Source organism: Klebsiella sp. WP8-S18-ESBL-06, assembly GCF_014169755.1.
GTDB classification, from domain to species: domain Bacteria; phylum Pseudomonadota; class Gammaproteobacteria; order Enterobacterales; family Enterobacteriaceae; genus Kluyvera; species Kluyvera ascorbata_B.
Genome location: NZ_AP022256.1, coordinates 2,335,926 through 2,348,393, shown reverse-complemented (window position 1 = coordinate 2,348,393; position 12,468 = coordinate 2,335,926). Strand labels below are relative to the sequence as shown.

Genomic DNA, 12,468 nt, shown 5'->3' with positions numbered 1-12,468 from the left:
TCCCTCTGGAGCTATGAACCAGATTCATTAATGGCCACATCCCATGCTTAAAGACAACATCAACGACCTCATTTCGTTTATGGTCGTGGCGCGCGAGCGCAGCTTTACCCGTGCGGCGGCGCAGCTTGGCGTGTCGCAGTCGGCGCTGAGCCACGCGATGCGCAATCTGGAAAGCCGTCTCGACGTACGTCTGCTGACCCGCACCACCCGCAACGTGGCACCAACCGAGGCGGGCGAAAAACTGTATCAGCGTCTTAGCCCACATCTGCTGGAAATTGAGCAGGAGATTTCCGCGCTGCGTGACACCCGCGATCGTCCGGCGGGAAATATTCGCCTGACGGTGGGCGAACATTCGATGAATACGCTGATCTGGCCGCGAATCAAGCCATTTATGCAGCAATACCCGGAAATCAATATTGAAGTGACCGTCGACAACGGTCTGACCGATATTGTTGATGCGCGCTACGACGCCGGTATCCGGCTGGGTGAACAGGTGGCGCGCGATATGATAGCCGTGCGAATCGGCCCGGATATGCGCATGGCCGTCGTTGGCTCACCGGACTATCTGGCACGCTGCGGCGTGCCGCAAACGCCGCATGATTTACAGCATCACCGCTGTATTAATATGCGCCTGCCTACCCGCGGCGGGTTGTACGCATGGGAATTCGAAAAGGATGGCGAACCGCTGCGCGTCCGGGTTGAGAGCCAGCTGATTCTTAACTGTCTGCCGCAGCGTCTGGAAGCCGCTGAAGCGGGCCTGGGGTTAGCCTATGTGCCGGAAGACACCATCGCCGATGCCGTGGCCGCCGGACGTTTGCAGTCGGTGCTTGAAGACTGGTGTGCGCCGTTTGCCGGCTACTATCTCTACTACCCCAGCCGCCGTCAGCACACCGCCGCCTTTGCACTGCTGGTCGATGCGCTACGCTACCCGTAGCGACGATTTTGTAGGCCTGATAAGGCGAAGCCTTATCAGGCCTACATTCCTCTTGCGCTAAATAGCAGATTTAGGCTGCAGGTTTTCGTCAAACGCCAGACGCTTACGGTCCGGCTCTTCTTCGGTTAACGGTTCGACGGCAACCAGCGTCTTCTGACAGCGGTCGACCAGCACCTGATACTCGCGGGTGCCCTGCTTTTTCCACTCGCGCTCCTGCTCGGTTAAGGCGCGAATCGCCTTCGCCGGGCTGCCGAGAATCAGGTGGTTAGCTGGCATTTCCGCCCGCGCCTTCACGAAAGCACACGCGCCAACGATACTGTTTTCACCGATGGTCGCGCCGTCAATAATCACCGCACTCATGCCAACCAGCGCGTTACGGCCAATCACGCAGCCGTGCAGAATGGCGCCGTGGCCGATGTGCCCGTCTTCTTCCACCACCGTGTCCTGCCCGGGGAAACCGTGCATGACGCAGTTATCCTGAATGTTCGCGCCATCTTTGACGACGATACGCCCAAAATCGCCGCGCAGGCTGGCGTTCGGCCCCACGTAAACCCCTTTGCCAAGGATCACATCGCCAATCAGTACGGCGGTCGGATGAACGTAGCTTTCCACTGGAACAACCGGGGCCATCCCGTCAATCTGGTAAATCGGCATGGCTTCTCCTGTTACGCTTCGGGTAATCCCCCAAAACGCTGGTAATAGAGCGGCCCCGGCGCGGGCAGTTCGCCCACCGAGCTTTCGCCTTTTTCACTGACGAAAGCCTGCGCCCCTGGGGCAACGCGTTGATAAATGTTGATGCACAGCTGACGCGCCGTCTGCCCCAGCCAGTGCGCAGGCAGCAGCTCTTCCGGCAGCAGCGGATCTTTCAGCACCACCCGACGATAGAAGTGAATCAGCAGCAGGCGGATCTGGAAGCAGCGTTCCGGTGTCAGCTCCGCCGGTTCGGCGTCGCGCAGTAGCGCCAGCAGCGGGCGAAACAGCGTGATAAAAGCCTCATACATGGCGTTCTGTTCAGTCAGATGCCAGCACTCTTCCACGCGCTCACGCAGCGCAGCGCGGGAAAGCGCCAGCGGTGAGTGCGCCTCAAAGAAGATCACGTTTTCCGCCACGCCGGCTTCATGCAGCAGCGACTGCACGTCGGCGAGTTTTTGCGACGGTGAGGCCAGCAGGCTGGGCGCAAGGACGCCAAACCCCTGCCAGATAAGCTGTTTTTTCACTTCGGCGAGGGTCTGTTTTTCCAGCCCTTCGGAAAGCAGGAGCAGCCAGGTGCCGTCCCATTCCGGCGCGCTGGCGCGGTAAATTTTGCTCTCGGCACGGCGGGTTAAGCGCAATCCTTTGTCGCTGAGGCGGTAGAAGCTGCGGCGGCCGATACGCACCACGTCCAGCCACTCTTCTTTGTTGAGGCGAAACAGCGCGGTACGCACGAAGCGTTCACCGAATCCCAGCCCTTCCAGCAGCGCAGCGACGCTGCCCAGCCAGACTTCCCCGCCGCGCTGGGATAGGCAGTCTCCGTATAGCGACGCAATCAGCGAGGTGCCGCTGATGGGCATCGCGGTCACCGCCTGTTGAATAAAGCTATCGAGTTTTTCCATATGATTCATACTGTTGTTATTTTTGTCCTTTTCGAATCATAGCACAGGAATAAAGCAGCGAAACGCCAGGCGTTTGTAGACCGGATAAGGCAACGCCGCCATCCGGCAGCGTTGCGCCATTGTGCCTGATGGCGCTACGCTTATCAGGCCTACGAGAGTTAGCCGTTGGCAGCGGCTTTACGCAGGTCAAATACGCGGCAGGCCTTGCCTTCGGAGCGTGGAATGCTGCCGCAGTTAACGATGCTCACGTCCGTTGAAATGCCGACCATCGACTTAATGCGATGACGCAGGTGGTGGCAAATCTGGCAGCGCTGCTCGTGGCTCAGTACGAGGCTACTCTCTTTCAGCTCAACGCGAATCGAAAGTGAATCAAGATGCCCACGGCGATCGACTTCCAGCTGGTAGTGCGGCGCCAGATGTTCAATCTTGAGGATCTCTTCTTCCACCTGCGACGGGAAAACGTTCACGCCGCGAATAATCAGCATGTCGTCGCTGCGCCCGCTGATGCGATCCATCCGGCGCATAGTGCGGGCGGTGCCCGGCAGCAGGCGCGTCAGGTCGCGGGTGCGGTAACGAATGACCGGCAGCGCTTCTTTGGTGAGCGTGGTGAACAGCAGTTCGCCGTGCTCGCCGTCAGCCAGCGGCGTACCGTCGTCCGGGTTGACCACTTCCGGGAAGAAATGGTCTTCCCAGATGGTTGGGCCGTCGGCGGTTTCAATACACTCCATCGCCACGCCCGGCCCCATCACCTCAGACAGGCCATAGATATCCAGCGCGGTAATGCCCAGACGGCGTTCAATTTCCGCCTTCATGCCGGTGGTCCACGGCTCGGCGCCGAAGACGCCGGTACGCAGCGAACAGCCGCGCGCGTCGCCGCCCATCTGGCGTTCCAGCTCTTCAATCAGGTTCAGGCAGTAAGATGGCGTCACCATGATCATGTCAGGTTTGAAATCGCGGATCAGCTGCGCCTGTTTCTCGGTCTGGCCGCCGGACATCGGGATCACCGTCGCCCCTAAACGCTCGGCACCGTAGTGCGCGCCCAGGCCGCCGGTGAACAGGCCGTAGCCGTAGGCCACATGAATTTTATCCTTTGCCGAGCCACCAGCGGCGCGCAGCGAACGGGCGACGATGTTCGCCCAGGTATCGATATCGTTCTGCGTGTAGCCAACGACGGTCGGTTTACCCGTCGTACCGGATGACGCATGAATACGCACAATCTGTTCCATCGGTACCGCGAAGGTATCGAACGGATAGTTATCGCGCAGGTCCTGCTTGGTGGTGCACGGGAATTTGCTCAGGTCGCTCAGCTCACGGAAATCAGCCGGGTGAACCCCCGCCGCATCAAATTTGCGGCGGTACATCGGCACGTTTTCATAGGCGTGTTTGAGCGTCCACTTCAGGCGCTCGGTCTGCAGAGCGACTAATTCGTCACGCGATGCGGTTTCAATCGGATCTAATGTTGTTATCGTTGTCATTTTGTAGGGTACTCGCAGGTCAATTCGCTCACACACGCTCGAGGATCAGGGCAATGCCCTGGCCCACGCCAATACACATCGTACACAGCGCATAACGTCCATTGCGTCGTTCCAGCTCCAGCGTTGCCGCCAGCGCCAGACGCACGCCGCTCATCCCCAGCGGGTGGCCTAAAGCGATGGCGCCACCGTTTGGATTCACGTGCGGCGCATCATCCGCCAGCCCCAGCTGCCGCATCACGCCCAGCGCCTGGGCGGCAAAGGCTTCGTTCAGCTCAATCACGTCCATATCGTTAATATTCAGCCCGGCACGCTCCAGCACTTTACGCACCGCCGGAACCGGCCCCAGCCCCATGTACTTCGGCTCAACGCCCGCCGTCGCCATCGCCACGATGCGCGCCCGCGGCGTCAGTCCCTGTTCTTTTACCTGCTGTTCACTGGCGATAATCATCGCCGCCGCGCCGTCGTTCACGCCCGAGGCGTTGCCTGCCGTCACCACGCCGCCCTTGCGGAACGGGGTTTTCAACTGAGCAAGCTGTTCCATTGTGGTTTCCGCACGCGGGTGCTCATCGTCGCGCACCGCGCTGACCGCGCCCTTCTTACCGATAATCTGTACCGGTACGATTTCCTGCGCCAGAATGCCGTCACGCTGCGCTTTTGCCGTGCGCTGCTGGCTGCGGTAGGCGAAGGCGTCCTGATCTTCACGGCTTATATTTAACAATTCGGCTACATTCTCCGCCGTTTCCGGCATGCTGTCAGTACCAAATTGTTGCTGCATGAGCGGGTTCACAAAACGCCAGCCGATGGTGGTATCGAACATTTCCGCCTGACGCTGGAACGGCGCGGTGGCCTTGCCCATGACGAACGGCGCGCGAGACATCGACTCGACGCCGCCGGCAATCAACAGATCCGCATCGCCCGCCTTAATGGCTCGTGCGGCAAAGCCGATGGCGTCCAGCCCGGAACCGCACAGACGGTTGATGGTGGTGCCCGCTACGCTGTGCGGATAACCCGCCAGCAACGTTGCCATATGCGCCACGTTACGGTTGTCTTCACCTGCCTGGTTGGCGCAGCCGAAAATCACATCGTCGATGGCGCTGGCATCCAGGCGCGGGTTGCGACGGAGCAATTCACGCAGCGGGATCGCCGCCAGATCGTCAGCGCGAACCCCCGCCAGCGCGCCGCCGTAGCGGCCAATCGGGGTACGAATTCCGTCACAAATAAAGGCGTCACGCATTAGGCTTCTCCTGTGATTGTGCCGCCGATGCGGTGCGATTTTCCGCGAAACAGGGCAACGGTTTTTTGCTGTTGATTAACAATCTCAATGTCGTAAACGCCGGTCAGCTTGCCCTGCTGTTTCACCCGCGCGGTGGCGGTCAGCAGATCGCCAGTGAAGGCCGGGCGCAGGAAATCGATGCTCGCCGCCGACGCCACCGCCGCCAGCCCCTGGCTGTTACAGGCGTAGGCAAAGGCGGTGTCCGCGAGCGAAAACAGCTGCCCACCGTGACAGGTCTGGTGGCCGTTGAGCATCGATGGCAGCACCGCCATCGTCATCTGCGCATAGCCTTCATCCATTTCGATAATCTCGATGCCCAGCGCGCGGGCGCAGGTATCTTTCTCGTACATGGCGCGGGCGTTGCGCCAGGCCTGGTTACTCATGACGCATCTCCAGCAGCGCCATCTGGCGCAGTCGCGCACTTGGGCGGTAGCGTTCTTCGCCGTAGTGCTGTTGTAGGTTTTCCAGCAGGCGCAGCACGCGCCCCCAGCCAAGCGATTCACCCCAGGCAATCGGGCCGCGTGGGTAGTTCACCCCCAGACGCATAGCGGTATCGATATCATCCGCGCTGGCGACGCCTTTTTGCACCGCATCCAGCGCTTCGTTCGCCAGCATCGCTACCGTACGCCATACCAGCAGGCCGGGATAATCAGCAATGTGCAGAACCTTTTTGCCCTGCTGCTGGAAGTAGTACACCGCTTTGTCGGTTGCCGACTGTGGGTTGGTTTGCGCGCTCGCCAGTACGATCGTGTTGCCCGCCGCATGGTCATAAACCACCACCGGACGCTGATGCTGCACGCTTAAGGCCAGCGCGGTTTCACCGGTGGTTTCAAGGAGCAGCACATCATCCAGTTCAGTGACAACGTCACACTGAATGTTTTTTGCTGCATTTTCAGGCACTACCGCTGCAACAGCCAGATCAGGCGATACTTCAACAGGCCAGCGATAGACGCCGTGGCCGCTCTTCTTGCCCAGACGCCCGGCCAGCGCCAGCTCCTGCTGAAGCAGCGACGGCAGAAAACGGCGGTCCTGCCAGAAGGCGTTAAATACCGAACAGGTGACGGCAAAGTTGACGTCCTGACCAATCAGATCGGTCAGCGCCAGCGGCCCCATCGGGAAACCGCCGCCGTCGCGCAGCGCCGCGTCAATCACTTCCGGCGCGGCGACCTGTTCCTCCAGCGCACGCCAGGCTTCGGCGTAAAACGGGCGCGCCACGCGGTTGACAATAAAGCCCGGCGTGGAGCGGCAGCGCACCGGCTGCTTACCCCAGGCGCTGACGCATTGGCATAGCTGCTCAACCACTTCCGTTGAGGTGGCAAGGCCGCTCACCACTTCCACCAGTTTCATTACCGGTGCTGGATTAAAGAAGTGCAGCCCCGCCACCCGTTCCGGATGCTTCACTCCCGCCGCAATTGCGGTAATGGAAATCGACGAGGTATTGCTGGTCAGCAGCGTTGACGGCGAACAGATTTCCGCCAGTTGGCTGAACAGCGCCTGTTTAATCTCCAGGCGTTCCGAAGCGGCTTCAATCACCAGTTGCGCGTCGGCAAGCTGGTGTAATTCCGTCGCCGGTGTAATCCGCGCGAGCAGGGACTGCGCCAGCTCGGCGCTGATTTTCCCCCGGCTGACGCGGGCGTTGAGGCGCTCGGCAATGCCGTCGATAGCGCGGGTAATCGCCTCAGGCGAAATGTCATACAGCCGCACCGCGTGTCCGGCACTGGCCGCCACTTCGACGATCCCGGCCCCCATGGTGCCACCGCCAATCACGGCGACGGTGTGAAGAGTCTGGTTCATGGCTTATTTCCCGCTGAACTGTGGCTGACGTTTGGCGAGGAAGGCGCTGACGCCTTCGCGATAGTCGTCGCTGCGACCGGCCATGCGCTGATAATCCCGCTCCAGATCGAGCTGGCTTTCCAGCGTATTGGTTTCAGAAAGCTGAAGCGCTTTCTTAATTAACCCCAGCCCATAGGTCGGCTGGGAAGCAAAATGACGCGCCATGGCTAACGCGGTGTCTTTCAGTTCAGCGTCATCCACCACCTGCCAGATCATTCCCCACTGCGCGGCCTGTTCGGCGCTGAGGTTATCGCCCAGCATCAGTAAACCTACGGCGCGAGCGCGAGTGGTCACACGGGGCAGCAGCCAGCTACCGCCGCAGTCCGGCACCAGGCCAAGCTTGCTGAAGGCCATCACAAACTTCGCCGAACGCGCGGCCAGCACGATATCGCAGCCCAGCGCTAACGTTGCACCCGCCCCGGCGGCCACGCCGTTAACGGCGCAGATAACCGGTTTTGGCAACGCGGCTAAACGACGCACCAGCGGGTTATAAAAACGCTCCACCGACATGCCCAGATCCGGCGCAGGGCCGCTTGGGTCAACGTTACGGTCGTTCAGATCCTGTCCGGCGCAAAAACCGCGCCCGGCACCGGTAATCAGCAGGCAGCGAATGGTGTCGTCGCGCTCGGCCTGTTTCAGGCAGTTGGCGAGCTGCTGGTGCATCACGTCATTAAAGCTGTTGAGTCGGTCTGGGCGGTTCAGGGTGAGGGTCATTACACCCTGTTCCACTTCGCTGAGAATGAATGCGTCCACGATTAGCGTCCTTTAAATTCCGGGGTACGTTTTTCTAAAAAGGCGCTCACGCCTTCACGACGATCTTCGGTAGCGCTGAGCAGCGTAAATAACTGACGTTCCTGCACCAGACCGGCCTGTAAGCCCACTTCATGCGCCAGACGCAGCGACTGTTTCGCCGCCCGCAGCGCCAGCGGCGAGTGGCGAGCGATGTTTGCAGCCAGCTTCAAGGCGTATTCATCGGAGAGGTTCGCCGGATGAATGTCGCTCACCAGCCCAGCCTGCTGTGCGCGTTCGGCGTCAATGCCTTCGCCGCTCAGCACCATCCGACTCGCCAGCGCTTTGCCAACACTGCGAATAAGACGTTGCGTGCCGCCTGCGCCCGGCATGGTACCGAGGGTAATTTCCGGCAGGCCAAAACGGGCGTTATCGCCGGCAATCACCAGGTCACACAGCAGCGCCAGCTCGCAGCCCGCGCCCAGCGCGTAGCCGTTCACCACCGCAATCAGCGGCTTGTTGAAGGCGTCGATGCGCGCCCACAAACGGGGACGAATATCGTCGAAGGTGGCGGGCAGGTCTTTTTCGGCCATTTCGTTGAGATCGGCACCGGCCGCGAAATAGCGCGGGTTGCCGCTAATCACGCAGACGCTCACCGTCGGATCGGCCGCCGCGCTTTCCAGCGCTTCGGCAAGCAGCAATAGCAGCGTATTGTTCAGGGCATTACGCGCCTGCGGGCGGTTCAGCGTCAGCTGCAGCACGCGGTCATGACGGGTAATCAGCAGTTCGCTCATGCCGTCCCCCGTGCGTCAAAGTCGACCACCACATCCGCGCTTTTGGGCAGCGCCTGGCAGCTCAGCACATAGCCCGCCGCCACTTCATCGGCTTCCAGACTATAGTTAGCGGCCATTGCCACTTCGCCCTGCACCACTTTGCATTTACAGGTGGCGCACACGCCGCCTTTACAGGCAAACGGCAGGTCTGCGCCCTGACGCAGCGCGGCGTCAAGAATGCTGTCATCTTCGGCAGAGAGGGCAATCAGGCGGTCGCGACCGTCCTGGCGAATGGTCACCGTGCGGCCTTCTGCCTGTACGCCGGTGGCCCGCTTAACGCTGGTGCCAGGCGTGTTGAAACGCTCAAGATGAATGGATTTCTCCGGCACGCCCAGTTCGCGCAGCGCCACTTCGGCTTCGTCCATCATCGCCGACGGGCCGCAGATAAACGCGTCGTCAAAACGGCTAAAATCGAGCAGGGTTTTACCCAGCGCACGCAGCTTGTCGCCGTCAATGCGCCCTTGCAGCAGGTCGCTGTCCATCGACTCCTGGCTGAACAGATGCACCACCTGCAAACGCTGCGGGTAGCGATCTTTCAGGTCAGCCAGCGCCTGGCGGAACATCATGCTGTGGCTGCTGCGGTTACCGTAGATAAGCGTAAACCGGCTGTCCGCTTCGGTCGTCAGCGTGGCTTCGATAATCGCCATCATCGGCGTAATGCCGGACCCGGCGGCAATCGCCAGATACTCGGCCTGGCGTTCGGCCTGTGGCTGATAGCCAAAATGGCCCTGCGGCACCATCACCTCCAGCGCCATACCCTGCTGGATATCGCGCTGGGCATAGCGGGAAAAACGGCCGCCGTCGATGGCTTTCACCGCCACGCTGATTTCAGACGGCGAGCGGCTACGGCAGATGGAGTAGCAGCGCCGCAGCTCTACACCGCCGAGGCGGGCTTTCAGCGTCAGATGCTGGCCCGGGCGGAAGGCGTAATCGTTGCGCAGCGCCTCAGGAATAGCAAAAGTGATGGTCACCGCATCACGGGTTTCCGGCTCAACGTTTGCCACGGTAAGCGAATGAAATGTTGTCATCGCAGCCTCAAATACATTTAAAGTAATCAAAGGGTTCACGGCAGCTGTCGCAGCGATACAGCGCTTTACAGGCCGTGGAACCGAATTCACTAATCAGCGAGCTGTGGGTGCTGCCGCAGCGCGGGCAAACCACGTCTTTCGGCATCTCGCCGGCGTGGCAGGCATGGGCCTGCGGCGGGCTGATACCGTACTGGCGCAGGCGTTCGCGGGCATCCGGGCTCATCCAGTCGGTGGTCCATGGCGGATCGAGCTGTAGCACAATATGTACCGGCGTGTAGCCATGCGTGGTCATCACCGTACGAATCTCACCCAACAGGTGCTCGGTAGCCGGGCAGCCCGAGTAGGTTGGCGTAAAGCCAATCACCCAGCCGTCGCCGAGGCGTTCAACCCGGCGTACCATCCCCAAATCGGTAATGGTCAGCACCGGCACTTCCGGGTCGGGGATCGCGCTTAACAGTCCCCACACGGTGCGCACTTCGGCGGGTGCGATATCGGCAAGACGTTGCATAGCCACCTCCTGTTACCACTGCTGTCCAGGGTACGAACGCTGTAAATACTGCATCTCTGCCAGCATCGGACCGAGATGCTCACTGTGCAGCCCCTGCTTACCGCCGCTGCGGAACGCCGCCTCCTGGGGAATTTGCAGGCCGGAATCAAGCAGCGCGGTGTGGACCGTTGCCTGCCATTCCGCCTGGAGCGTGCGCGGATCGACGGCGATCCCCTGCTCGCTCAGGTCAATTTCCAGCGCATCGGCAACGAACAGTTCACCGGTATAGCGCCACAGGTTATCGACCGCCTGCTGCATACGCTGCGTCGAGAGCGCGGTGCCGTTACCCAGACGTTCCAGCCAGCCGCGGCTGAAGCGCTGGTGATAACGCACCTCTTTCAATCCTTTGGCCGCAATGGCGGCGAGCTGCGCGTCGCGGCTATAGACCAGACGGCTGAACAGCGCCACGTGCCAGACGTCGATAAAGAACTGGCGGGCAATGGTGTCGGCAAAGTTGCCGTTCGGCTGTTCAACCAGCAGCAGATTGCTGAACTGGCGTTCATCGCGGCCGAAGGCCAGCGTGTCTTCGTCGCCGTTACCGTTCAGTTCGGCGGCGTAGCTGAGAAAATTGCGCGCCTGTCCCAACAGATCGAGACCGATATTGGCCAGCGCCAGGTCGATTTCCAGCTCCGGTGCGTGGCCGCACCATGCGCCTAAACGCTGTGCCAGGATCAGGCCGTTATCGCCCAGACGCAGGGCATAGGTTGCAACGGGATTGAGAGTCGTCATCGTTGCCTCACATATGTTCCATGCCGTCCGGCACGGTGTAGAACGTCGGGTGGCGGTAGACTTTGCTTTCTGCCGGGTCGAAGAATTCACCGCGATCCTCCGGCTGCGAGGCAACAATTTCACTCGCCTTCACGACCCAAATAGAGCAGCCTTCGCTGCGGCGGGTGTACGCATCGCGGGCGTTCTCCAGCGCCATCTGGTCATCGGCGGCGTGCAGGCTGCCCACGTGACGGTGCGACAGACCCTGCTTGCTGCGGACAAACACTTCGTATAACGGCCAGTATGTTTTGCTCATGGTTCTCTCCTTACGCCGCATCGCGGGCCTGTTGTTTTTGAGCATGCGCCAGCGCAGCTTCGCGCACCCATGCCCCCTCTTCCCAGGCCTTGCGCTTGGCGCCCAGACGTTCGTGGTTGCAAATACCACGGCCGCTGATGACCTCATTCAATTCCTGCCAGTCAATCTCGCCGAAACGGTAGTGACCGGTTTCTTCGTCGTAGCGCAGATCGGCATCCGGTACGGTCATGCCGAGGATTTCAACCTGCGGAACGGTGTTATCCACAAAGCGCTGGCGCAGTTCGTCGTTGGAATGCAGTTTGATTTTCCACGCCATACTGCGGGCGCTGTTCGGCGAGTTGTCGTCGCTCGGCCCGAACATCATCAGCGCGGGCCACCAGAAACGATTGATCGCATCCTGGAGCATCTGGCGCTGTTCTTCGCTGCCCGCCGCCAGCGCCATACAGGCTTCAAAGCCCTGACGCTGGTGGAAGCTCTCTTCTTTGCAGATTTTGACCATCGCCCGGGCATACGGACCGTAAGAGGTACGGCACAGCGCCACCTGGTTGACGATGGCTGCGCCGTCGACCAGCCAGCCGATCACGCCAATATCCGCCCAGCTGAGCGTGGGGTAGTTAAAGATGGAGGAGTACTTCATCTGCCCATCGAGCATTTTCTGATACAGGTCTTCGCGGGCGCAGCCGAGGGTTTCTGCAGCACTGTAGAGGTACAAACCGTGGCCAGCCTCATCCTGCACTTTCGCCAGCAGAATCGCCTTGCGGCGCAGCGTTGGCGCACGGGTGATCCAGTTACCTTCCGGCAGCATGCCAACAATTTCCGAGTGCGCATGCTGACCAATCTGGCGGATCAGCGTCTTGCGGTACGCATCCGGCATCCAGTCCTGCGCCTCGATGGCGGTGTCCTGCGCGATGCGCTGGTCAAAGCGTTGTTCTTCTGTCACGTCATCACCTTTATGATTCCGATAAATCAAACAATTCATTTTTTGTGAATCATGTTGTTTTGTAAAAGTTACACTCTGGTTAAATAAAACCACAAATTTTGTTTGTGGATTTTGTGATGCGCACCGCAAAGCCTTTTAGTTTATTCAGCAAATTCAGAACCATAATCAATAAAGGTAAAGTGTTCGCGATCGCATTGTTAATAAATTATTAAAATCACGCTTGCATTTTGTGATTCATAAAAGAACTATTTATGGCGAGA

At 59.9% G+C, this 12,468-nt stretch carries 14 protein-coding genes; 1 reads left to right on the top strand and 13 read right to left on the bottom strand.

The genetic code is table 11. The features are described 5' to 3' along the window. Positions 1-43 precede the first annotated feature (43 nt). Positions 44-934: a LysR family transcriptional regulator gene (locus tag H7R76_RS11200; protein WP_182967791.1), complete on the top strand. Its 891-nt coding sequence runs from the start codon at positions 44-46 to the stop codon at positions 932-934. Positions 935-991: 57 nt separating this feature from the next. On the opposite strand, the gene paaY is transcribed toward H7R76_RS11200, so the two are convergent. The 13 genes from paaY to paaA form a co-directional block, all read right to left on the bottom strand. Further along, positions 992-1,588, bottom strand: a complete 597-nt coding sequence (paaY, locus tag H7R76_RS11195; protein WP_182967789.1) for a phenylacetic acid degradation protein PaaY — start codon at positions 1,586-1,588, stop codon at positions 992-994. 11 nt (positions 1,589-1,599) lie between these two features. Next, on the bottom strand, positions 1,600-2,526 hold the full coding sequence (gene paaX, locus H7R76_RS11190) for a phenylacetic acid degradation operon negative regulatory protein PaaX (protein ID WP_182967787.1): 927 nt from the start codon (positions 2,524-2,526) through the stop codon (positions 1,600-1,602). A gap of 158 nt (positions 2,527-2,684) precedes the next feature. Further along, the gene (paaK, locus tag H7R76_RS11185; protein ID WP_182967785.1) at positions 2,685-4,001 is read right to left on the bottom strand and encodes a phenylacetate--CoA ligase PaaK; all 1,317 of its coding nucleotides are present in this window, start codon (positions 3,999-4,001) and stop codon (positions 2,685-2,687) included. A 28-nt stretch (positions 4,002-4,029) separates the two neighbouring features. Then, positions 4,030-5,235 (bottom strand): 3-oxoadipyl-CoA thiolase, encoded by a 1,206-nt coding sequence (pcaF, locus tag H7R76_RS11180; RefSeq protein WP_182967783.1) that lies wholly within the window; start codon positions 5,233-5,235, stop codon positions 4,030-4,032. After that, the gene (gene paaI, locus H7R76_RS11175; protein WP_071696746.1) at positions 5,235-5,657 is read right to left on the bottom strand and encodes a hydroxyphenylacetyl-CoA thioesterase PaaI; all 423 of its coding nucleotides are present in this window, start codon (positions 5,655-5,657) and stop codon (positions 5,235-5,237) included. The genes pcaF and paaI overlap by 1 nt, the downstream gene beginning before the upstream one ends. Continuing rightward, a complete protein-coding gene (locus H7R76_RS11170; protein WP_182967781.1) occupies positions 5,650-7,068 on the bottom strand; it encodes a 3-hydroxyacyl-CoA dehydrogenase in 1,419 nt (472 codons plus the stop codon). Before H7R76_RS11170 ends, paaI begins: the two co-directional genes overlap by 8 nt. 3 nt (positions 7,069-7,071) lie before the next feature. Continuing rightward, positions 7,072-7,860, bottom strand: a complete 789-nt coding sequence (paaG, locus tag H7R76_RS11165) for a 2-(1,2-epoxy-1,2-dihydrophenyl)acetyl-CoA isomerase PaaG (protein WP_182967779.1) — start codon at positions 7,858-7,860, stop codon at positions 7,072-7,074. Positions 7,861-7,862: 2 nt separating this feature from the next. Then, on the bottom strand, positions 7,863-8,630 hold the full coding sequence (gene paaF / locus H7R76_RS11160) for a 2,3-dehydroadipyl-CoA hydratase PaaF (RefSeq protein ID WP_182967777.1): 768 nt from the start codon (positions 8,628-8,630) through the stop codon (positions 7,863-7,865). Then, entirely contained in the window at positions 8,627-9,697 is a 1,071-nt protein-coding gene (gene paaE, locus H7R76_RS11155) for a 1,2-phenylacetyl-CoA epoxidase subunit PaaE (protein ID WP_182967775.1), read from the bottom strand. The genes paaF and paaE overlap by 4 nt, the downstream gene beginning before the upstream one ends. A 7-nt stretch (positions 9,698-9,704) precedes the next feature. Beyond that, entirely contained in the window at positions 9,705-10,205 is a 501-nt protein-coding gene (gene paaD, locus H7R76_RS11150; RefSeq protein WP_071696741.1) for a 1,2-phenylacetyl-CoA epoxidase subunit PaaD, read from the bottom strand. A gap of 12 nt (positions 10,206-10,217) precedes the next feature. Next, a complete protein-coding gene (gene paaC / locus H7R76_RS11145; RefSeq protein ID WP_049016306.1) occupies positions 10,218-10,973 on the bottom strand; it encodes a 1,2-phenylacetyl-CoA epoxidase subunit PaaC in 756 nt (251 codons plus the stop codon). Positions 10,974-10,980: 7 nt separating this feature from the next. Beyond that, a complete protein-coding gene (paaB, locus tag H7R76_RS11140) occupies positions 10,981-11,268 on the bottom strand; it encodes a 1,2-phenylacetyl-CoA epoxidase subunit PaaB (RefSeq protein ID WP_003030843.1) in 288 nt (95 codons plus the stop codon). A gap of 10 nt (positions 11,269-11,278) precedes the next feature. Further along, positions 11,279-12,208, bottom strand: a complete 930-nt coding sequence (gene paaA / locus H7R76_RS11135; RefSeq protein WP_236645166.1) for a 1,2-phenylacetyl-CoA epoxidase subunit PaaA — start codon at positions 12,206-12,208, stop codon at positions 11,279-11,281. Positions 12,209-12,468: the final 260 nt, after the last annotated feature.

Bases quoted from the DNA above. Each gene is read 5' to 3' on its own strand.
- H7R76_RS11200 (WP_182967791.1), top strand. From the start codon at position 44: ATGCTTAAAGACAACATCAACGACCTCATTTCGTTTATGGTCGTGGCG.
- paaY (WP_182967789.1), bottom strand. From the start codon at position 1,588: ATGCCGATTTACCAGATTGACGGGATGGCCCCGGTTGTTCCAGTGGAA.
- paaX (WP_182967787.1), bottom strand. From the start codon at position 2,526: ATGGAAAAACTCGATAGCTTTATTCAACAGGCGGTGACCGCGATGCCC.
- paaK (WP_182967785.1), bottom strand. From the start codon at position 4,001: ATGACAACGATAACAACATTAGATCCGATTGAAACCGCATCGCGTGAC.
- pcaF (WP_182967783.1), bottom strand. From the start codon at position 5,235: ATGCGTGACGCCTTTATTTGTGACGGAATTCGTACCCCGATTGGCCGC.
- paaI (WP_071696746.1), bottom strand. From the start codon at position 5,657: ATGAGTAACCAGGCCTGGCGCAACGCCCGCGCCATGTACGAGAAAGAT.
- H7R76_RS11170 (WP_182967781.1), bottom strand. From the start codon at position 7,068: ATGAACCAGACTCTTCACACCGTCGCCGTGATTGGCGGTGGCACCATG.
- paaF (WP_182967777.1), bottom strand. From the start codon at position 8,630: ATGAGCGAACTGCTGATTACCCGTCATGACCGCGTGCTGCAGCTGACG.
- paaE (WP_182967775.1), bottom strand. From the start codon at position 9,697: ATGACAACATTTCATTCGCTTACCGTGGCAAACGTTGAGCCGGAAACC.
- paaD (WP_071696741.1), bottom strand. From the start codon at position 10,205: ATGCAACGTCTTGCCGATATCGCACCCGCCGAAGTGCGCACCGTGTGG.
- paaC (WP_049016306.1), bottom strand. From the start codon at position 10,973: ATGACGACTCTCAATCCCGTTGCAACCTATGCCCTGCGTCTGGGCGAT.
- paaB (WP_003030843.1), bottom strand. From the start codon at position 11,268: ATGAGCAAAACATACTGGCCGTTATACGAAGTGTTTGTCCGCAGCAAG.